General features: G+C 59.7%; 18 protein-coding genes. 3 read left to right on the top strand and 15 right to left on the bottom strand.

Annotated features, from left to right (window positions below; genetic code table 11):
- Positions 1-2 precede the first annotated feature (2 nt).
- From rnc to Q2T94_RS17205, 5 genes are all read right to left on the bottom strand, one after another.
- A complete protein-coding gene (gene rnc / locus Q2T94_RS17225) occupies positions 3-704 on the bottom strand; it encodes a ribonuclease III (RefSeq protein WP_302265928.1) in 702 nt (233 codons plus the stop codon).
- 9 nt (positions 705-713) lie between these two features.
- The gene (gene rpmF / locus Q2T94_RS17220; protein WP_007273166.1) at positions 714-917 is read right to left on the bottom strand and encodes a 50S ribosomal protein L32; all 204 of its coding nucleotides are present in this window, start codon (positions 915-917) and stop codon (positions 714-716) included.
- 2 nt (positions 918-919) lie between these two features.
- Positions 920-1,483 (bottom strand): YceD family protein, encoded by a 564-nt coding sequence (locus Q2T94_RS17215; RefSeq protein WP_217390510.1) that lies wholly within the window; start codon positions 1,481-1,483, stop codon positions 920-922.
- A 92-nt stretch (positions 1,484-1,575) separates the two neighbouring features.
- Entirely contained in the window at positions 1,576-5,091 is a 3,516-nt protein-coding gene (locus Q2T94_RS17210) for a CDP-glycerol glycerophosphotransferase family protein (protein ID WP_302265927.1), read from the bottom strand.
- Positions 5,092-5,106: 15 nt separating this feature from the next.
- Complete coding sequence (locus tag Q2T94_RS17205; protein WP_302265926.1) at positions 5,107-6,603, bottom strand: stealth family protein; 1,497 nt, start codon at positions 6,601-6,603, stop codon at positions 5,107-5,109.
- Positions 6,604-6,734: 131 nt separating this feature from the next.
- Here Q2T94_RS17205 and Q2T94_RS17200 point away from each other — a divergent pair, with 131 nt between their 5' ends.
- Positions 6,735-7,961, top strand: coding sequence for a CDP-glycerol glycerophosphotransferase family protein (locus Q2T94_RS17200; RefSeq protein ID WP_302265925.1), 1,227 nt, complete (start codon positions 6,735-6,737; stop codon positions 7,959-7,961).
- An 85-nt stretch (positions 7,962-8,046) separates the two neighbouring features.
- On the opposite strand, the gene Q2T94_RS17195 is transcribed toward Q2T94_RS17200, so the two are convergent.
- Positions 8,047-9,996: an acyltransferase family protein gene (locus Q2T94_RS17195; protein WP_302265924.1), complete on the bottom strand. Its 1,950-nt coding sequence runs from the start codon at positions 9,994-9,996 to the stop codon at positions 8,047-8,049.
- Between the two features lie 116 nt (positions 9,997-10,112).
- Between Q2T94_RS17195 and istA the strand changes: the two genes are divergently transcribed.
- Positions 10,113-11,765, top strand: a complete 1,653-nt coding sequence (gene istA / locus Q2T94_RS17190) for an IS21 family transposase (protein ID WP_302262615.1) — start codon at positions 10,113-10,115, stop codon at positions 11,763-11,765.
- Positions 11,766-11,787: 22 nt separating this feature from the next.
- The gene (locus tag Q2T94_RS17185) at positions 11,788-12,531 is read left to right on the top strand and encodes an ATP-binding protein (protein WP_302262616.1); all 744 of its coding nucleotides are present in this window, start codon (positions 11,788-11,790) and stop codon (positions 12,529-12,531) included.
- A gap of 360 nt (positions 12,532-12,891) precedes the next feature.
- On the opposite strand, the gene Q2T94_RS17180 is transcribed toward Q2T94_RS17185, so the two are convergent.
- From Q2T94_RS17180 to coaD, 9 genes are all read right to left on the bottom strand, one after another.
- Positions 12,892-13,353, bottom strand: a complete 462-nt coding sequence (locus Q2T94_RS17180; protein ID WP_264269776.1) for an FAD synthase family protein — start codon at positions 13,351-13,353, stop codon at positions 12,892-12,894.
- 53 nt (positions 13,354-13,406) lie between these two features.
- A complete protein-coding gene (locus tag Q2T94_RS17175; protein WP_372342899.1) occupies positions 13,407-14,249 on the bottom strand; it encodes a glycosyltransferase family 2 protein in 843 nt (280 codons plus the stop codon).
- 55 nt (positions 14,250-14,304) lie between these two features.
- Positions 14,305-15,126, bottom strand: a complete 822-nt coding sequence (locus Q2T94_RS17170) for a CDP-alcohol phosphatidyltransferase family protein (protein WP_302265922.1) — start codon at positions 15,124-15,126, stop codon at positions 14,305-14,307.
- Positions 15,123-16,172, bottom strand: coding sequence for a glycosyltransferase family 2 protein (locus tag Q2T94_RS17165; protein WP_302265921.1), 1,050 nt, complete (start codon positions 16,170-16,172; stop codon positions 15,123-15,125). Before Q2T94_RS17165 ends, Q2T94_RS17170 begins: the two co-directional genes overlap by 4 nt.
- Positions 16,169-17,032: an ABC transporter ATP-binding protein gene (locus Q2T94_RS17160; RefSeq protein WP_302265920.1), complete on the bottom strand. Its 864-nt coding sequence runs from the start codon at positions 17,030-17,032 to the stop codon at positions 16,169-16,171. Before Q2T94_RS17160 ends, Q2T94_RS17165 begins: the two co-directional genes overlap by 4 nt.
- Positions 17,016-17,888, bottom strand: a complete 873-nt coding sequence (locus Q2T94_RS17155) for an ABC transporter permease (RefSeq protein ID WP_302265919.1) — start codon at positions 17,886-17,888, stop codon at positions 17,016-17,018. The genes Q2T94_RS17160 and Q2T94_RS17155 overlap by 17 nt, the downstream gene beginning before the upstream one ends.
- A 110-nt stretch (positions 17,889-17,998) precedes the next feature.
- Positions 17,999-18,976, bottom strand: coding sequence for an LCP family protein (locus tag Q2T94_RS17150; RefSeq protein ID WP_302265918.1), 978 nt, complete (start codon positions 18,974-18,976; stop codon positions 17,999-18,001).
- A 217-nt stretch (positions 18,977-19,193) separates the two neighbouring features.
- Positions 19,194-20,090 carry a UTP--glucose-1-phosphate uridylyltransferase GalU gene (gene galU / locus Q2T94_RS17145; RefSeq protein ID WP_302265917.1) on the bottom strand — a complete coding sequence of 299 codons (897 nt, stop codon included), beginning with the start codon at positions 20,088-20,090 and terminating at the stop codon, positions 19,194-19,196.
- A 42-nt stretch (positions 20,091-20,132) separates the two neighbouring features.
- Complete coding sequence (coaD, locus tag Q2T94_RS17140; RefSeq protein ID WP_264269783.1) at positions 20,133-20,615, bottom strand: pantetheine-phosphate adenylyltransferase; 483 nt, start codon at positions 20,613-20,615, stop codon at positions 20,133-20,135.
- Between the last annotated feature and the right edge of the window lie 60 nt (positions 20,616-20,675).

The raw sequence follows: 20,675 nt of genomic DNA, 5'->3' as shown, positions 1-20,675 counted from the left end.
GCTTAGTTGGCCTTGGCCGAGTCATTCTGCGGGCCGACCAATTTCCAGGTCACTGCCGCTGATTCCTGCTCGGCTTCCTTCTTGGAGGGACCGGTTCCCTGCCCGTACGGTGTGCCGCCAATATGGAGCACGGCGATGTAGGTACGTGCGTGGTCGGGGCCGGAGCCCGTGACACGGTACTCGATGGCGCCGAGCTTCTTGGCTGCGGCGATTTCCTGGATAGCGGTTTTCCAGTCGGTCCCGGCGCCCAGGACGTCCACGTCGTGCAACAACGGCAGGATGAGGCGCATGACCATTTGCCTGGCCACTTCAATCCCGTGGTTCAGGAAGGTCGCACCGATGAGGGATTCCATCGTGTCAGCAAGAATGGACGACTTGTCCTTGCCATTGGTCAGGATTTCACCTTGACCCAAGAGAATGAATTCCCCTACGCCAAGGGAACGGGCGATACCAGCCAGGGCACGGGTACTGACAACGGCGGAACGTCGCTTGGCCAGGTCGCCTTCGGGCAGGTCCGGGTAATTCTTGTAGAGGTGGTCGGTGACGGCATAGCCGAGCACGGAGTCTCCCAGGAATTCCAGACGTTCATTGGTGGGGATGCCACCATGCTCGTAGGCGTAGGAACGGTGTGTGAGGGCAAGACGAAGCGTCTCGGGGTCAATAGTGACCCCGAGACGCTTCAAAAGCTCTTCTGTTGAAGGCATCAGACAGACTTACGCGTCTGCGACCTTGCGACCCTTGTATTCAAGGAACAGCTCGGTGCCTGCGGAATCCGTAACAACCTTTGCCTGGTGCGGCAGGCTGTAGGTGACGCGGCCATTTTCCATGGTCTTCACCAGGGTAGGCGCGGTTGCCTTCCACTGGGCGCGACGGGCGCGAGTGTTTGAGCGGGACATCTTCCTCTTCGGGACAGCCACGGCTACTTCTCTTCTCTCTCGACTGAATGTGTACTCTGTGTCGCGTCCTCTGCGACGATGTCGGTCAGCCCGGCAAGCGCTGCCCAACGAGGATCCAAGACCTCATGGTGATGCTCAGGATCCTCATTCAGGCTTTTTCCACATTCGGAGCAAAGCCCTGCACAGTCTTCCCGGCATACCGGTTGGAACGGCAGTGCGGTCACCACTGCATTCCGGAGCACCGGTTCGAGATCAATACGATCATCTACAACCTGGTACTGGTCGAGCTCTTCTTCTTCGGTGAACTCGTGTAAGCCCTCGTAGTAGAAAAGTTCTTGAATGTCGGCATCGAAGTCGTACGCCATGGCTTCCAAGCACCGTCCGCATTCACCGCTGATTTCAACAGTGGCGGTTCCGGAGACCAGAATGCCCTCGTGCACGGCTTCGAATCGCAGATCCAGATCAACTTCCGATCCTTCACGGACTCCGATGAGTGCCACACCGATTTCAGCTGGTGCGGCGACCACCTCATCAAGGGTCGTCATGTTTCCGGGGCTTCGCCCAAGATCCTTGGTTAAGAAAACCAGGGGCGAACTGCGATCGATGTCGTGTGACGACGAACGATCTGAACGCTTTTCGCTAATGATGACTCCTGTAGAACATAGACCGACATTACATCCTAGCGCGGTTTGCGACGGGAGCCAAAACCATTGAGGAACGCGCGTTGCGTCACAGGCTGGCCCGTGCCGAAAATTTCATCGACAACCCTGCCGGCAGATTCTCCGTCGTCATGGGGAGCAAACCTGGAGATGAATTCGTCGCTGGGACCGGTCTGCCCCAGTTCTCCGTCCAGTGCACTCCCGAGTGCCGCCCACAGCTGGTCCTCGTCGGTGACGATCGGCCCCGGGAGTTCCTTTTCGTAGTCCATGTAGAAGCCGCGCAGGTTGTCGCGGTAGTTCTCAAGGTCGTAAGCGAAGAAGAGGATTGGCCTGCGCAGGAGGGCGAAATCAAAGAAGACCGAGGAGTAGTCGGTTATCAGGACATCGCTGGCGAGGTACAGGTCCTGGATCTCCGGATAGGCCGAAACATCAACGATCCTCCCTCGCAGCTCCTCCGGAATCCGGAGCCCGGAACTGACCAGCACGTGCATCCGCAGCAACAGCACCGTGTCCTCCCCAAAGCGTTCGTCAAATGCCTCGAGGTCGAAGGGCAGCTCAAAGGTAAACCGTCCCTTCCCGTTGCTGGCATCGTCACGGAACGTTGGCGCATAGAGCACGACCTTGTGGCCCTCGGGGATCCCCAGGGTGGTCTTGACTTCCTGCGCCCGCACCCGCGACTCAGGTCGCAGCAAGGGGTCGTTGCGCGGGTACCCCAGTTCCAGGACGGGTCCCGTGTATGCAAAGGCGCTACGCATCGCCTCGGTCGCGTAGGGGCTGGGCGACAGGAGGTGGGTCCACTGGCCGATGGCACGCGTCACCCGGTCTAGGTAGCCGTCGTCGCGGCCGTGGATGTCCTCGATGTCGTTCAGCATCCGCTTGAGCGGGGTACCGTGCCACGTCTGGACATAGACGCCATTCTTGCGCCGCGTCATGTAGGAGGGCAGGTTTTGGTTCACCACCCAGTATTTGGCGCGGGCCAGATTCCAGAAGTATGCCGGCGACAGGCGCTTGACGGTCGTGGTGTTTGGGTCGGTGAACCCATGGGTTCCCGAGTAAATCCAGACCTTCTTGCGCGTGTCCCCGCGCCGGAGCATTTCCTCGTAGATGTAGCGCGGGGAGTCCGCGTACTGCTTGCCTAGACCGGATTCAAAGACGACGAGGTCATTGTCCATGGGCAACTTGCCGGCGAGCACCTGCAACCGCTTCATTAGCGGGAAATAGAAGCGGCTGTTCCGGAAGCGTTCTTGTGCGCGATCGGCCAACTCGCTTTCCCGAGGATCCTTGATGTCAACCAGCGGCACGTGCATGTCCCGGATGGCCTCGAAGACACGGGAGGAATGGCCGCGGTCACGGGCCACGATGAATTTGGATGCGCGGTCATGATAGGTGGTTTCCATCTGCATCCTGCGCCCTACCGTTAAAGCCAGGGATTCCAACAGTGCTTCACGCGTAAACGAGATCCGCCCCGGCAACTCGCGATCGAGGTCCAGGTGCGATCCCAATTTACCCAGGAACCGGTCGCGGTCGAACTGGAAGTAGTGGACGGGCTTGTCCAGGAATCCAAAGTCGAAGCCAACGCTCGAGTAGTCGGTGACCATGGCGGCGCTTTGCTTCATGAGGAACTGGACATCGACTTCGCCCTGCCCGACGATACGGACCGGCGCTCCGGTGAAGAATGACCTCAGGTGCTGCATGTTGGGGTGCAGGCAGAAGACGAGTTCGAGTTCGTGTTCACGCACCAGGCCGGCCAGGGCGGGATCATGCAGGAATTCGTTCCACTTCTGGAAGTAGTCGGACTCGAGGAACGATCCTTCGTCTTGCAGCCAGTCCCGCCAGGTGGGAATGATCAGGACCTGTCGGGGTCGGACAGGTACGTCCCTGTCGAAGAGTGCATCGAAGCGCGGCAGGCCCGTCACCACCACCTCCCCTGGATCGTAGCCGAAGTCCTTGACGATATAGGATTTCTCACGCTCGGAAGAAACACAGAACAGATCGGTCTGGAATCCGGCCGACTTCTTTCCGTAGTTTGGAACCATCCATTTGGTTCCCATGACGCCGTGCTGCAGGAAGACCTTCCCGGCGCGTGACTTCGCGAGGAAAGACGGATGGCGCGTGGGGTACAGATAATCGGGGTGGTGCGATCCAACGATGCGGTCCGCGGCCAGCGCGATCTCGAAATGTTCCTTCGACTGGTGGCCGATGACATTCCCAAGCCGGGAGACGTTTTCGAATTCCGGCGATGCCTTGTCTATGACGTAGTAGGCATCTACTTCCGGGTGGCTTTCCCTGACATAACGGAAGAAATGGTAACCATTGTCCTGGGCCTTGTAGGGCAGTTCCCCGATGAGCCAGACGGGCTTCCGTCCACGGCTGGCCAACAGGTGCTTGGCGGGGCTGAAGTCCTGGAGCACTTTGAACGAGGACTCGTCCAGCACCTCAAGAATCAGGGACGTGGCCTTGCCCTTGAAGGTGTAATAGGGATTGACGACCAGGGTCTTGCCGTCGCGGGTGACGTCGCCGGCGCGCGTGGTGGCGCGTATCGCATATGGGGTCCTGGCCACGCGCACACGTTTCGGCTCGTCAACCCCCTGGATGCCAAACTCGAGGTAGAGGTCAAAGTTGTCCGTGGACTCGATCGTGTCCCAGTCAACATCGGCAAGGGCGGCTTCCGCTGCCCACCTGTACCTGCCGAATCCGTTGCGCAGGCTGGTCTGCTCCTGCATCAACCGAAGATCAACGGCACCGGTGAATTCCTGGCCGCTTCGCCGACCCAGGACCAAGAGCCGTGCGGATGACAGACGCGAACTCCGGCTGTAGGCGACTCCGGAAAGTTTCAGGTTTCCCGCGACAACGGAAATGGCGTCGGTGCGCAGCTTGACACTGTGCCGGATCTCGCGGTTCATGGCGATCACGAGCTCGCCGCGCTTGTTGACATAGGGGCGGGCGAGTCCGTCGGGAGCTTCATGACCTACGAGGGAGTTCAGGTCGGTACGGGCTGCGCGACCCAGCACGCGATGGAACCGCACCGGTTCCCCCACCTCGATCGAACCTTCATCCACCAACTCATTGACCTCGGCCCGTGTCAGTGTTCCCTCGACTGCATCAAGCTCGACCGCAGCCACTCCGAGTGGAAGTGCACCGATTTCGCCTTCATATTCGAGGCAAGCACGTACGACGCCGTCGACGCCGTCGAAATCGTCCTCGGGCTCCCCCACCAGCACGGGTGCCAGTGCGTTCCATTGCCCGCACAGGGATGCGAGGTCGATCGCCCCGGTGGAGAGATAGCCAGCCGCTCCCGCATCTTCCATGGAGTCAAACGCAATGCGTTCGATGACGGTCTTGCCGTGAAGCACACTCAATCCCAGCGGTCTTTGGCTCGTGGCCGCATGTACCCGGAGGAAACGCCCCTCTTGGCTGACAGCCAGGGAAAGCGAGCCCTTGAGCGTCCGGGATTTCCGTTGGGCGTCCTTCCGGTGGATGCGCTTTCCGTACAGGTCCTGGACCATGCCGGCCAAGGTCTTGGGTGTTTGCTTCACAAAGCAACCTTTCGTTCAGGAGAAATCTTTGGGGCGGGGATGAGCGGTCTCACCATTCGCCTGGGGCCAAGTGGCCCCGGAAAAGCTGCCATGAGTCCCGCTGCGGCCCCGTTGCCGTACGCGTTCGCCCCCGCCCGCACTGGCGATTTCGAAGGAGGACGGCCACGGAAACACGTGCTGCAGGAACTCCTTCACCGTCGAGGTGCGATCCGCATGTTGGTGTTCATGGACGCTGACTTCGTTCAGGCAGAACATCTGCGGACGCTCTTGCAGGAACAGCCTGGCCAGTTTGAGGTGCACCTGTTCCGCGCCCAGGTCGACGTATTGGTAATCGATCTCCGCGGGGAACGCCGCGCCGAGGGCACATCCGTAGTAGTGCGCAAGGGCCGAGGGAATGGACAGGTCCGTATCGCTTCTGAACCGTGCCCTGGCCGTCCGGTCGGTTTCCACCGGGTGCCGCTGCGCGATGGTGGTCAAGGTCGATTTGAGTTGCGCATGGGCGACGTGCTTGAACTTGTGGGCGGCCGATTTTCCAAAGGCGGCCTGCAGGAGGCGATTGTTGTTCATGGCCGCGACGTTGACCGGCAGGTTCTGTGCCTCCGGGAGATCGAATCTCGCACTGGTGAGTGCGAACTTCGGGTAGCCCGTCGGCGTGTAGAAGACCTGCGGACCCAGCAAACGGCCAAAGAACACGTCGTCGTTGACGTACACGAAACGTTCGGAAAGATTGGGGATCCGGTGCAACTGCGACTCGATGGCGTGTGAATTGAATGTCGGCAGGGCCTCGGGGTTGGCAAAGATCTCGCGGTGGTCCACGAGCGAGATCCTGGGATCGTCGACGTTGAGCCATTCGGGGCGCTGTCCCGCAGTCACCACATAGATGTGGTTGACCCAAGGAAGGAAGGCCTCGGCCGATCGCAGCGAATAGCGCAATTCGTCATGCGAGGCGTATCTGGCCTGGTCGTCGGCGGTTGGCAACAGGTCCCCGGAGATCATTGCCTGGGCTTCACGCCGCTGTCTTTGCCACTCTTCATCGGCGCCATCAACCCACGTGTAGACCAAGTCGATGGGTTCGGCCACTTCCAGGACGTTTTTGGCGGTTGGATTCCTGCCGTCCGGGACAACCAACAGGTGCACTCCGATCGCCTCGACGAGGTCCCTGCGGCGACCCGTCTGGGACCTGGTCGCGCAGCTCCAGCCGGATACCGCTCCCGGCGCAAGCGCGTCCTCCGCGATCGGCTCCAGAACCCAGCCGGCGGACTTCAATGCGGAACGCAACTCCGAGGCGTCGCGCTCGCCAACATGGACCAGTGCCCTGCCGCCTGTCCACTGGACCTGCTGTGCGGACCCGGGTCCGCTGCCCGAAAAGGCGACGCCTTGCACACGCCTAAGCTCTGCAATGGAGAGGGTGGAAGCGGGAGTCTTGCTGTCCAGGAGTTCGATGGCCCGTCGCCAGAAGCCGGGCGGAACCTTGGCGCCAACTCGGCCTTTCCAACCGGACTCCAGAGACATAAACACAACCTTCGAGGTATCGAATCCAATGCGCACAGGTACGTTTGCCGCCCCACCAGTCTATTCATTTTCCCTGGCAGGTTCCGACATCCGGGCGCAGGCTCCCCCGAAGACGCACATAGTATGGAGCGGTGAGCATCTTCGAAGTCGTGTTGCGACAGTCCCAACTCATGTCCAGAAAAATCCATGCCGTTGCCGTCGAGAAAAGGGTGGCCAGGACTCTTCGCAACAACTTGCCCGGACCTTCGGAGACCGTTGATTTCGTGGTCTTCTTTGCTGAAGGTCCCGCCCAAAGCTACCAACTTGAACAGTGGCTGGCGCCCTTTGAAGCCCTCCAGCGCAGCGGACACGGCGTGTGCCTGGTGTTGATGAACGCGCTCACGGCCGAACTGGTCACGCGGCGAACCGGACTGCCGGTACTTCTGTCACGCTCCATGGAGCGTATCGAGACGGCCCTGGCGTCCTGGGGCACCTCCGGCATTTTCTACGTCAACAACTCACAGGCCAACTTCACCATGCTGCGGATCAGCGGCCCGGCCCACGTGCACCTGAGCCACGGCGAAAGCGAAAAGTCGTCGATGGTCTCCAACCAGCTCAAGGCCTATGACTTTGCCTTCATTGCCGGCCGTGCCGCCCGGACCCGCATCCTGGAGGGCATCCCCCGCTTTGACCCTGCCAAGCTCGTCGAGATCGGCAGGCCCCAACTCGACATTCCCGCTGCGTGTTCCCCGGTGCACCCCCCCGCCGGGCGCACTAACGTGCTGTACGCGCCGACCTGGGAGGGAGACGGGAAATCCATGGCCTACTCGTCCATCACCACCGTGGCGGCCCGCCTTGTCGAAGCGATGCTGGCGGACGGACGTTTCAGTGTCGTGTTTCGGCCACACCCCAAAACCGGCACCTGGTCGGCAACGGCCCGCCGGGAGCTTGCCCGTATTGAAAAAGCCATCGAAGCGGCCGCTGCCAGGGACAAGGACGCCGGTCACCGCGTCGAGGTAGCGGGCGATTCCTCACTCAGCATCATGGGCTCGGATATCGTCGTGTGCGATATTTCGGCCATGGCCATGGATGCCATCGGGCTGGACAGGCCCCTGATGCTGTTGCACAGCACCGATACACCCATGATCCGGGAATTGGACCCGGAGCAGGCCCTTTCGCTGGACGAGGCAGCCGAGGACCTGCTCGAAGGGAACGGGCGGGATACCTTGGACACGGTTGCACGCATGGCCGCCGACGGTCCCTCGGCCCGGCAACGATCACTTCGCGATGAGGTATTCGGCGATCCCGCGTTGGGCCGACCCACGGAGAGGTTCATCGCGGCCGCAATCGCGGTCACCGGTGCCGATATCCAGGCCTAGTTTGTCACCGCGATCGCCAAGCGGGACACGGCGCGGAAGCATTCACCGCGCCGGACTTGACGCCCGCGGGTCACATTCCTGGCCGCTAGGTGATCTTGCGCAACGCCATGTCTAGATCCTTTTCCAGGAACGGGGTCAAGGTCTTGGCGTAGGTGGCGGTGATGTGGGAGGCGTCGAAGTACACGACGACACCGCCGATCACTGCCGGGCATGTGCCTTCCTGGCAGAAGTACTTTGTGGGGTCGATAACCGCCACCTTGTCCTTTGCACGTTCCTCTGCCTCCTCCGCGAGGGGGTCCATCCACTCCCACCTGTCGGAACTCCCCGAACACTGCGCATTGGCGTCCGTTGCCGTGGCCACGCAATCCGGGATGTTTGGCAATGTGGCACCCGGATAAGGCGTGTCGCGGATAACCACGATAGGCGTGTCCGAGGCGGTCCACTGGTCCAGGTACTCGTCGTAGCCATCACGGGCCGGAGCCTCCGTCGTGGCCATGGAATGGCCAACCACCGGTACCGATTGCCGTTCGGAGGTGATGATCAGGTCGAACTGGCCGTTGGCTGTCTGGTCAAGGACCCACTTGCCGTAGTCGGCGCAACCTTGGGACTTGACGTCGGCGTCGAACTTCAGCGGTGCGTGCGTAGGATTGCACCGCGACACGAGGTAAGTGGTGATGGTCCAGTCCTTCTCGGCGGCCATTTCCTCAAGTGCCGGAAGCCAATGCCCGGCATGGGAGTTTCCAACGAGCGCGACCTTGGTCTTGCCGGTTCCGTAGGTGCACGTCGGCTTCTTTTCATACGGTTCGGTGGACCAGCAACTATCCGCATAGGCTGCAGACTTGTCGTCTTTTGCCAGCGCGGGAGACAGGATCAGTTCCTTCTTTGGCTGGTGTTGGCATGCGCCGTTCCGATCCGGCAGCGCGGCCGCACCGAAGCAGGGAACGGATCCCTGCAGTGCGGCCTCGAGCGAAACGTTGGCCGTCTGCTCCCGGAGGTGGGCTTCCGTGGCGACGCCTCCGGCCACCAAGGCGACGGAAGCCGTGGCGACGACCAGGAACCGCAGGGCCGTCACCAGGGGCGAGACGTCAAGTGTCTTGCGGAAGGCGTCCTCGACGTATTTCTTGGTGAGCATCGACAGCGCGATGGTTGCCAACGCCACGCCCACCAGATCCAGGGCGCCCAAGGAACCGGAAACGAACGGCAGCGAGACAATGATCGGCCAGTGCCACAGGTAGATCGAGTAAGAGTGCGCCCCTAGGAACTGAAAGGGCCTGGAGGAAAGCAATGTGGTAGGCGAATAGCGCGACGTTGCAGCAACCCAGATCGCCAGCCCCGTACCCACGACGGGCAGTGCCGCCTGGTAGCCGGGGAACGGCGTGGACGAGTCGAATGCGATGCCGGCACCGATGATTCCGGCAATGCCCACCCAGGCAATCGCGGCGCCCGCAAGCGAGGAACTGAGGCGCTTCCGCGGAGTGGGAACCAAGGCCACCACTGCTCCCAGGGCCAGTTCCCATGCACGGGTGAAGGTGGAGAAATAGGCAACCCCGGGTTCCACGGAGGTCAGGTAGATCGAATAGGCGCAGGACAGAACCACAATGAGCGAAACACCGACCAACACGATTCGCTTGGGAATGAGTTTCCTCCTGACCGCAAACCACCAAAGGGCGGCGATGCACAGGGGCCACAAAAGGTAAAACTGTTCCTCGACGGCCAGCGACCAATAATGTTGAACCGCCGTAGGTGCATTGTCTTCGGCCATATAGTCAACGCTGGTGGCGAGCAGGTACCAGTTCTGGGAATAGAAGGCGGATGCAATCGACTGGAGCGCGTTGTCCCGCCAAAAGGACTCCGGAGCCAATACGCGGACCGCGACAACAGTGGAAAACAATACCAACATCGATGCAGGAATGAGCCGCTTGATTCGGCGTAACCAAAAGTTGCCGTATTCCGCAGGTTTGCGCGGCGGATGCTTGATGAGGTGGGAAGTGATCAGGAACCCCGAGATGTTTAGGCGGAGCTTTCGGTAGCGCATGTGGAACGAACCGGTAGCAAAAATGTAAGTATCCGGTAGCGCTTCGGGGGATTCAGAGTCAGGATTGCTTTCACCCACGGCAACAGGTCGTGGACAGTGAAAGGAAACCGACCGTAGTGGCTGATTACAAACAAATCATGGCCCTGCTGGTGCAGGGCAATTCGTATCGGCAGGTCCAAGCGCGAGCCGGTTGCTCGCATCGAACGATCTCCAAGGCCCGCCAGGTCCTTGACGACCAGAAACTGACCACCCTTGATCAGGTCGGTGCGCTTAGCGATGAGGACCTTGACCGGCTTTTCAGCGATGGCCGCAAGAACGTGTCCAGCGAGTTCGTTCCCGTCAACATCGATGCCGTGGTGAAGGCCCGGATCGGCCGGAAAAAGCCACCGTTAAAGGTCATGTGGGCCCGCTACCTGGACACCCCGCACACGGGCTCCGCCCGGTTTTACGGGTATGAACGGTTCTGCCAGATCGTTGCCGAGCACGTGAAGGCCAACGACCTGACCAGCCCGCTTACGCACGAACCCGGACGCACGATGCAGGTCGACTGGGCCGGGACCAAGATGCAGCTGACCGACCCCATCACCCGGGAAACCACGAAGGTCTCGGTCTTCGTGGCGTCGTTGCCGTATTCGGGCATGATCTTCGCGTACGGGTCCCTGGACGAGAAGCTTCCAGCGTGGTGCCAGATGCACCGCAGGGCCTTTGAATATTTTCAAGGCGTGACCCAACTGGTCATTCCCGACAATGCCTCGACCGCCTCGAACCAGATCAGCCGCTATGAAAAGGCCCGGGACGTGAACCAGTCCTATGAGGCTTTCCTGGAGTATTACCAGAGCGCGGCAGTCCCGACCGGATCCTACAAGCCGCAAGAGAAAGGCCACGTCGAGGCCGGGGTGAAGATCGTGACGAACTGGATCATCCACTATCTTGCCGACCGGCGCTTCACGACCCTGGATGAGCTCAATGAGGCCGTGGCCGAACAGATGGACATGATCAACGAACGGACGCCCTTCCGCGGTGAGCCCCGCTCCCGGCGTGAGTGGTTCGAGGAAGCCGAGCGCCCCGAGTTGATCGGCCTCCCGGATGAGCCGTGGCGGGAAGTTCAGTGGCGCAAGGCGAAGGTCTCGCGGGACTGGCACGTGCAGGTCGACACGATCAAATACTCGGTTCCGCACCAGCACGCCGGGCAGACCCTGGACGTGCGGGTGGTCGGTGAGCAGGTCACGATCCTTGCCGGCGGGGCAGTGATCGCTTCGCACCAGCGTGGGGCGCGGCGTCATTCCTACGTCACCGACGCCGACCATGCGCCGCACGGGTATGAGGACACCTCACTGCTATGGACCCGGGCCTATTTCATCCGGCAAGCGACCAAGGTCGGCCCCTACACGGTCCAGGCTTTGACCCGGTTGCTGGAGCGGAAGAAGATCGAAGCCCAGGGCTACCGGTCGTGCTTGAACATCCTCGAGCTGGGGAAAGGCAACAACCGCAGCCTGTTGGAACAGGCCTGCCACGACCTCTGCGTGCACGACGCGAGGAACCCGATCAGCTATACCGCGGTCAAGCATCGCATCGCCGTCCTGCGTGCGGACCATGCCGGGCGTCCTGCAACTCTCGCTCCTGGCCCGGGGCCGTCCGCTGCGACGGGGAGAACGGTGGGCGTCCGGGATACCAGCCGTGCCCACCTGGACGGGATCTCGCAGTTCAGTCTCGAGGCGCTGACCAACGCAAGCCTGACCGAGCCGACGACGGGGGAAGGCCGTGCTTGACCACCACCTGACGGAAGATGACATGGGGCTGTTTACCAGGTTGCGGATGACCGCGTTCGGCCAGGCTGTCATCGACATGGCCAACGATCCGGCCTATGACGAATGGACGTTCTCCCGCAAGGTCCGTCACGCCTTGGACCAGGAGACCACGGCCCGGGCCCAGCGTCGGGTGGTGAAACTGCTCAAGGAGTCGAAAACGCCCAACCCGGCCGCTTGCATTGAAGAGATCCACTATCTGCCCGATAGGACGCTGAACCGGGAGGTCGTGGCACGGCTCGCGTCGTGCCAGTGGATTGAGCAGACGACGAATCTGGTGATCCTCGGGAAATCAAGTGTCGGCAAATCGTATTTGGCCCAGGCCTTGGTCAACGCGGCTTGCCGGCACGACCACACGGCACGCTACTTCCGGCTTGATGACCTGGCCAATAAGCTCGCGGTCTATCATCGGGCGGACTCCGAACGGCTGAAGTTCCTCGGAGACCTGCACGACTGCGATGTCCTGGTCCTGGATGATTTCCTGACCACGCCGATCAGCCCGGAGACTGCGAGCGAACTGCTCAATATCCTTGCAGGACGTGAACACCGGGGCGCCACGGTGGTGACGTCGCAGTTCGATCCCGAGGACTGGTACAAGTCGCTGCACGATGCGGTGATCGCCGAGTCAATCCTTAACCGCATTGTTTCCAGCAGTGAACTGATCCAGCTTGACGGGCCGAATATGCGCCGGCGCGCCCACGCCGATCAAGGAGCTGAGCCTGCAAGCTAAAGCGGTGGGGTGCTGGTGCGAGGGTTCGGGCACTACCGGGTCCTCGCACCAGTGCTACCGGTTCGTTCCACAGGCGTTACCGAAAGCTCCGTCCATACACCCGAGATCACGAAGAAGACGTCGACACCGATGAATCCGCCGGGGATGCCTTGGGGTAGCAGGTGGTAGATGACCACGAGGCCGACGGCTATGGCACGCAGGCCTTGGATATCTTGCCTGAAGTGCGTTGGCTGGGGGGTAATCATAATCACCTGTTGGTTGCGTTCGCGGAACTCTTCGGTCCCTTTCACGCAGAATCCGTCCGGTCGCCGGGGCGGCCTGCCGGATCCACGTGGTGCTCCTGACCCAAGAAAGGGGTGGTTAGCTCAGTTCCTTGACTATCTGGCTCAAGCTGTCGAGGGTGTCTTTCAGCTTGGCGACATGGCGTTCGTCGAAGGCGCTCAGCACCCGCTTCAATTCCGTGGTGGAGATGCCCGAGGTGCGGGGAAGATATACGACCTCGACTTTGTCGCCCAAGTCGTCGAACTTGCCCTTCCAGTCCTCTCCGATGCCAAAGACATCGACATCGTACTTGGCAATGTCCAAACGCTTCTGCTCCCAGTTGTCTTCCGGGATGGCCTCGTCGACGTACTGGATTGCCCTGACGATCTCGATCCGCTGATCGAAGGGAACGATCGGCTTCTTGCCCTTGATGGCATTGAATTCATCGGTGGATACTCCGACGATCAATCGGTCGCCTTTTTCCTTCAGACGCTTGAGGATGTTCAGATGTCCGATGTGGAAAAGATCAAACGTGCCATAGGTGAGGACTGTTTTTGCCATGTTCAACTCCATTTACTGCTTGGTTGCGTGCAAGGACGCAGTGATCGAAAGTCTTAGATTATGGGTGGTCGGCCCGCCAGGAGCATCCGTAGATGGGTCGACCATTTGAGTTTGGGCCGGGGTGTTGAATACCAAGGAATCTCTCGCCACCCGGCAAGCCAACCGCTGAAATATTGCCGCACCGCATCGGGATCCTTGCGCAGGCGGGTTGCTTCCACCAAGGCCCAACTGGACACGTACATCCAACTAAAGGGCCAGCGCAGGTTCCGTTTGGCCAGCCATACCCGGTTTCGCGCATTCAGTCGGTAAAACTCTTCATGACGTCGTTGATCGACAACCGGGTGGCCGATCCTCATGTCACCGGCGTACCAGACGTGATGCCCGGTGTCCCAAACACGCCAGGCAAGTTCAATTCCCTCGTGTGCGTACCAGAAACCGCCGGCCCAGCCACCGGTCTCGTCAAAGATGTGCCGGGGCATCAATAGGCAGGTTTCGCCCACATGAAAGACTCGGCTTGATTCGACGGCCGTACGTTTGTTGAGGCGCGGGATCCACCGGGTGGGGTCGTCATCGCGTGTCGGGTCGGTGATCCGCGGCTGGAGAAGACCCATCCGGGGGTGGCTGTCGAACCTGGATATCGCCTCTTCGAGGAAGTCTGTATCCAGGAACCAGGAATCATCGTCCAAGAAGCAGAGGAACTCCCCCTTGACCAACGGGACACCGGCATTGCGTCCGGCCGGGATACCGAGGTTGTGTTCAAGAAAATGGCCACGCACGCTGGCCGGAAGCCCGACAGGATCCCAACCGTTGCCCACCACGACCACGTCAAGTTCGACTTCTCGTTGGGCCAAGAGACTCGTCAAGGCACGGTTCAGTTCCTCAGGTCGGTTGCCCATGGTCAGCACGACGACGCCGACCGTCGGAAGGTCCCCCTCTGGAATGCTCAAGGGATCACCGCAACCGGGATGAAGCCATGGTGGAAACAAAGTGCCCGATATTCACCAGGACAACTGCCGGCAATAGGATCCAAAGCATCCATTTCTCGGCAATGCCGGGGACGCCAACGATGGCAGAGACAATCGACAGGACCAGGATAACGAGGCTAAGTTCCACTGCATGAAGCATCTTGTGAAACGGCAGGAACCGGGCTGCGGAACGCAGTTTCCCGACAAAGCTGGTCTGCGAGACCGCACGGGCCTCAGCCGTATCCGGGAGCTTTCCCAGTCCGGCCATCCCACGGGCGGCATGCACCATGAGGCTCTGGGAACGGTTCAATACAAGGAGAACCGACAGCACTGCGGAGATGAAGAGGGTCGGCCACGCCTGGGCGGCATCGGCGCCCTGGGTCTGAAGCTCAAGGAACACGCGATAGCCCAAGGCGATGGGAATCAAGGCCTCGGTGGTGTGGTGTCCCACCATGTCAATGAAGATCCCGCGTGGCGACTGGGTGCCGCGCCAGCGTGCCACTTCCCCGTCGCTGCAATCGAAGTAGAGCTGGACCTGTGACAAGACAACTGCCAATAGCGGGCCCCACACACCAGGGATCAGTAGGGCTGCCGACATGAGCCAGCCCGCAAGGATCATGAGTCCGGTGACACCGTTGGCGCTAATGCGCGTGCGCACCAGTACCGCGGTCAGGTAGATCGAGATGTGCCGCAGGTAGAGTTCCGCGGTCCAGTGCTCGGCGTTTCGCCGTGCCCGGACCTCCGGGGGCTGGCATACCGCACGCAGCTGTTCGAGCGTCGGGTTGCTCGGCCGAATGGTTTCATTCATGAACGTACCCGCCCCCTGTCCAGGGTTCCCTGGGCACCGCGTACACGGCCCTTGACAAAGCCAACGGCCCACGGGAAGTGGATGGATGGAAAAACACCGAGCATCAAAAGCTTCTCCTTGAAGGTCGTGGTGCGCTTGCCGGTCAATGTCGCAAAGACGACCAGTCCGGCATACCCCACCGGAGCGAGCTTCAACAGGTTCAAGGCGATCCGCACGGCGCCTGGTGCCTCGGAAGTCAACCAGGGGTCGATCACCCAGGCAATCGCGCCCAGGCTGGATCCGACCAGCATCAGCGGCGGCAGATCATGGCGCATCGACTTGCCGTCGGGATATCGCCGAGACAATTCGCCGCGCCAGACTCCCGACGCATAGGACTGTGCAGAGAGGGCCTTGTAGGTATCCCGGGGGTAGTACGCGGTCTCAAGTTCCGGGTCGAACCACACCTTGTAGCCGGCCTGGCGGATTCGCAGGCAGAGTTCCCAGTCCTGGGCGCGATGCAGCGACTCGTCGTAGTAGCCGACCTCGTCAAAGACCTGGCGGCGAAAAATGCCCAAGTAGGCAGACTCGGCGGGGCCTTCCGGCGCGCCGCTGTGGTAGGCGGCGCCGCCTAGGCCCCAAGGGGAATGGTAGGCGGCGGCAATGGCACGCTGGAGGGGGTTCTTCCCGCGGGCATCCATGAGTCCACCGACATCGTGTGCATCGACGCGGAACATGGTCTCCACGCCGCGGGCAGTGTAGGTGGGTGCCAATTCGCTGTGGGCATCCACACGAACCACGATCGGATATTGCGAGGCCCTAATGGCAAGGTTCAGCCCGATCGGCGTGCGTCCCTGGGGATTGTGGACCAGCTTGACCCTGTCGTCCTCGATGGCAAGCTCGGCCGCAACTTCGTCGGTGGCATCGGTGCTCGGCCCAAGGGCCAGGACAATTTCCTTGTCCCCGGCGTAGTCCTGGCCAAGGACACTGGCCACTGCGTCACGGAGATATCCGGCCTCGTTGAGCACGGGCATGACATAGGAAACACCCAGGGTCTGCGCAGCAGTCACTTCTTTTTGGCCTTGTACGCATCGACAACCGTCTTAGCGTCCCCGTCCATCATCAGGACACCCTTTTCAATCCAGATCACCCGGTTGCAGGTATCGAGGATTGATCCCATCGAGTGAGAGACCAAGAAGATCGTGCCGGCGTTTTCCCGGATCTCACGGATCTTGGCCTCGCTGCGCTTACGGAAGCGTGCGTCACCTACGGCCAATGCCTCATCGACAATCAGGATGTCGTGCTGCTTGGAGGCCGCGATGGCGAACTTCAGTCGGGCGGACATACCGGAGCTGTAAGTACGCATGGGCAGGTCGATGAACTCCTCGAGCTCGGCGAACTTCGTAATGTCCTCGCGCATCTCGTTGATCTCGTGGCGGTTGTACCCTAGGGCCAGACCACCAAGCATGATGTTCTTGTCACCGGAAAGGTCAGGGATCAGCGCCGCGCCCACGCCCAACATGTTCGGGCGCGACGAGGCGTAAACGGATCCTTCAGCAGGACTCGTAAGGCCTGTAATGGTGCGCATGAGCGTCGACTTGCCGGAGCCGTTCGAACCGATCACACCGATCGACTCGTTCTCATAGGCAACGAATGACACGCCCTTGACAGCGTGGACTTCCCTGATGCCGCGGGTCGACGACTGCAGCAGGCGCTTGGCGCCTGCTGCGCCAACGGACTTGCCGCTCGAATAGACTTGGTACTTGACGTGAAGGTTATCCACGATGACCACGGGCTTGCGGGCGGTATCAACATCTATCGGTGCAGTTTCTGCCGACGTCTGGGTTCCAGCGTCGTAAACTGGCTCCGGCTCGAACTTGCCGTGCAGACGGGGGTTGATCAGATCATCAAAATTAGTCAACTCGACCATAACGCTCCTCCGCAGCCCAGAAGTAAATGGTGCCGCCAACGAGGGCCCCAACAGCCCAGACAGATAGAACAATCCAGTAGAACGATGGGTATTCAACGCCGTTCATGATGGAACCTCGGGCAATTTGCAACGCTTGGTAGATCGGATGGAAATCAAACACTAGGACCAGCGCAGGGAATGAAGTCAAGATTTTTTCGACACTGAAGAGAACTCCGGAAGTGAAGAACAGGATCCGCGTAATCAAAGGCAGGATATGCGTGAAGTCCCGCACATGAACAGTCAGCCGGGCGCATACCAGTGCGATACCGGTATTGAACATTGTGAATAAGACGAGCAATGGAACCACCATAAACCAGCTCCATTTCGGTGTAGTGCCAAGGATCATGCAATAGATAAACATGACTCCCAGCATTGGCACCAACGTGAGAAACTGCTGAATGACCGCCGCTATGGGCAATGTGATTCGCGGAAATGCCAAGGATTGAACCAAGGCCGCATTGCCTGTGATCGACTTGGCCCCGGAATTTGCCGAACTCGAGAAGAACTCAAAAAGGAATACGCCAATCACCACGTGGGCAGGGAAGTCGAGCGGCGTGTTCCCGCCTTGAAGGATCCCAAAGATGAAGCCATACATGAGGGCGTTCATCGTCGGTTGAATTACAACCCAGAGCATGCCCAGGCGATTGCGCTGGTTTGAAGCCTGCAGCTTGCTTCTGGCAAGTTCAAACGCAAAGTCTCGTCTGGCCCACGCCTGTTTCAGATAGCTCACCAGGTCCGGACGAGCACCGACCCTGTGCAGGCCGTACTGCGCCGCATATTCGGCAGCTGTCATAATTCTCGTTACCTCGTTGATCACGGTTTACTCGCCTGCTGTCGCTGACGAACCTTATGAAGTCTAGTAGATACGCATGCCCATGAGCGGTTTGCATCCGGCGACAGGGCGATGTGTGATCTATGTATCAGTTGCTACTGGTCCAAATTTGCACTGTCCAGGTAGGTCTTAAGATCGTCCGTGCGAAGTGACTGGCCGATATCGAGGATGGCCTGTTCGTCCCGCAGAACGATGGATTGCCCGTCCGGCGAGGTGCCAAGCCCTGCGGTCGGCAATGTGAACATCTCTATGTTCGATGGGCGGAGGTCCTTCAGCTGCAATCCAATGCCAGCGGCGGTGGCCGCATCCAGTCCATCGTCAAGGGCGAGGTAAGGCGAAACCTTGTCAATAACCTCAAAGATCGTTGCCGGGTTGGTCAAAGTGTCCTTGGACAACATCTCGTTCATAACAGCCTTGATGAACTTCTGCTGGTTGCGTACTCGCTGATAGTCGCCGTCAACAAACGGCTTGCGTTCACGAACGAACCGCAACGCCCGATCTCCTTCGAGTTCGATGTTGCCGACGGGAAACTCATACTTCTTGCTATCGGTCGACGTGAACTCGATGTCGTTCTTTACCGTGACACCGCCAAGTGCCGTCGTCAGCTCCTTGAATCCGTCAAAGTCGACCATGGCCACGTGGTCGATCTTGGTATCAAACATCCCTTCAACGGTTTGGACGACCAACGGCACACCGCCCAGCGACATGGCGGCATTGACCTTCTGCGTGCCATGGCCGGGAATATCCGTGTAGAGGTCTCGCATGATCGACATCACGTAGACGCCTTTCCGGTCCTCCGGGATGTGCATCATCATTATCGAGTCTGAACGCTGGTCGGTTCCGCCGGCCTGAAGCAGGTTGGTCGTCTCCGTGTCGTCCGCCCCATGATCGACACCTAGCAACAGGAAGTTCAAGGATCCATCATCGGGGTTCTTGACCGGACGAACCTGTTCCTCAGGAAAGGCTTGGCCAATTTCCCGGGTCTTCGTATTGAACGTCTGGGCGAGATTGGCAACGTATGTACTGGCGACAATCGCTGCCACAAGAACCAGCGCTATCGTGCCCAGTAGCACAACGAGGCTCTTTCGCTTCTTAGGCCGAGCTAGGCGACGAGGTATGTATTCGCCTGGGAATTTCTTTACTTTAGTCAATCAACGTCTCCATAAGACCAGAACGAGAAGTCTCGGACGACTCGAGGCAATGTTACGGTCGACAACTTTCGCACAAACTAAAGCAAGGCTAATCAGTCACCCTGTGAAGACGCTGAATCAGCCTTGCCATATAAAAATCCTAGCGCGTTGAAACGAAGTCCTTAAGCCACGGCAGGAGGTCCGGACCTAGGTCCGCGCGTTCGCAAGCCAAAGATATAACGGCTTGGATGTAACTCAGCTTGTCACCGGTGTCGTAGCGCCGCCCACGGAAAACAACGGCGTGGACGCCGCTGCCCGGGCCATCGGCCGCAGCCAACGTTTCAAGGGCATCGGTCAACTGGATTTCATCGCCTCGACCGGGCTTGGTTTCTTCCAACACTTCAAAGACCCTTGGGTGCAGGACATAACGGCCGATAACTGCCAAATTCGAAGGTGCATCTTCGACGGCAGGTTTCTCCACCAGCCCGTTGACCTTGACGTAGTTTTCACCGTCAACGGTAGAGACATCGGCGCAGCCATACGCACTGATCTGCTCCGGTTCAACTTCCATCAAGGCAATGACTGAGCCACCGGTCTTTTCCTGGACGTCGATCATGATCGAAAGCAATTCATCCCGCTCATCGATCAGGTCGTCACCGAGCAAAACGGCGAATGCCTCGTTGCCAACGTGCTGCTTCGCGCAAAGGACGGCGTGTCCAAGGCCCTTGGGATCGCGCTGGCGGATGTAGTGGATTTCGCCAAGATCTGTGGCTTCCTGGACCCGACGCAGTTTTTCGCTGTCTCCCTTGGCTTCGAGAGTAGCTTCCATGGACGGCACGCGGTCAAAGTGGTCTTCCAGCGCACGCTTGCTGCGGCCCGTGATCATCAAGACATCCGTAAGCCCGGCCTTCGATGCCTCGGCCACTACGTATTGGATGGCGGGCTGGTCGACAACCGGCAGCATTTCCTTGGGCATCGCCTTTGTCGCTGGCAGGAATCGGGTTCCCAGACCAGCGGCAGGGATAACGGCTTTAATTACGCGCCTACTTTGAGTCATGTTTTGACTTTACGTCATGGAATGCACAAATCCCGAACCCGATTACTGCTCCTGCGAGGCGTTTCTTAATCTTTTGAGTACGGTTCGCGGCAGGTAGTCAGCCACATCTCCACCGAGGGACTGGACTTCCTTTAGCAGGGAAGAAGAAAGGTGCGTATAGCGGTTATCCGCCGCGAGGAACACGGTTTCAACCCCTGTGAGATGGCGGTTCATCACAGCCATCGGGGTTTCGTACTGGTAGTCGACCGTGGAACGCAGACCCTTAACGATGGCGTCTGCGCCATGCAGTTTGCAGAAATCGGCCAACAGGCCGACGCCCATGGGTTCGACGCTGACGCCTCGTAGTCCCCCAATGGTTTCCCTGACCATTTCCAGTCGTTCGTCCGGCTCAAATCGATATTTTTTGGCGTAGTTCGTTGACACGGCCACAATGACTTCGTCAAAGAGGTTGCTGGCACGGGCAATGATCTCGACATGACCATTATGGATGGGGTCAAAGGACCCGGGGCAGACGGCTCGACGCATACTCTGCAATCTATCAAGTGAGCTTCAGGTCGACCTCTTCGTTCGCCTTGATGACTCATC

It is taken from the genome of Paeniglutamicibacter sulfureus (assembly GCF_030512175.1).
Classification (GTDB): domain Bacteria; phylum Actinomycetota; class Actinomycetes; order Actinomycetales; family Micrococcaceae; genus Paeniglutamicibacter; species Paeniglutamicibacter sulfureus.
This window is presented reverse-complemented; position numbering and strand designations above follow the sequence as displayed.